Consider the following 664-nt stretch of genomic DNA (forward strand, 5'->3'; position numbering starts at 1 on the left):
TTAAAACTTAATTCTAATTGGTTAATAGGTGAAAAATGAAATTAGCAGAAGCTCTCTTACTTCGAAGTGATCAACAAAAAAAAATTATTTCACTAAAACAACGTATCAATGCAAATGTATTGGTACAAGATGGTGATAAACCATCTGAAGATCCAAATGAACTATTGAAACAAGTATTTTCTTTAATTCAAGAATTTCAAAAATTAAGTTATGCAATTCATGAAACTAATGCTTTAACAAAATTAAATGATGGTCGTTCTCTACTTGCTTTATTGACTTTGCGTGATGAATTTGTAGAACAGCACAAAACCCTAACTGCAGCAATAAGTAATACATCTCGTGAATCTGATCGTTATAGTACGCGGGAAATAAAGTGGCATAAAGTTATTCCAGTTTCATCATTACAAAAACAAGCTGATGATATTAGTCTTAAATTACGTGATTTAAATGTGTTAATTCAGTCGAATAATTGGAAAATTGATTTGATTGAAGCCTAATACTCCTTTAGATATAATCAAGTTGAACATACTGGGCGAGTACAAGATCCCTTACTTCCACAACATAGGATTGTAAATAAAGTGTAGTGGCTTGCAAAGCAAGTGGATAAGCTTAAAATTTTAAGTACAAATCAATCCATCACTTGGCATAACTCAAATCTTTGTGC

The 664-nt window shown here is 30.9% G+C and carries 1 protein-coding gene; it reads left to right on the forward strand.

Annotated elements, in window-relative coordinates; all coding sequences use genetic code 11:
• Positions 1-35: 35 nt before the first annotated feature.
• Positions 36-497, forward strand: coding sequence for a DIP1984 family protein (locus ACP7AK_RS15325; protein WP_004647839.1), 462 nt, complete (start codon positions 36-38; stop codon positions 495-497).
• Positions 498-664: the final 167 nt, after the last annotated feature.

This window comes from Acinetobacter sp. TWP2-2-3, from assembly GCF_049896445.1.
In the GTDB taxonomy this organism is placed as follows: Bacteria; Pseudomonadota; Gammaproteobacteria; order Pseudomonadales; family Moraxellaceae; genus Acinetobacter.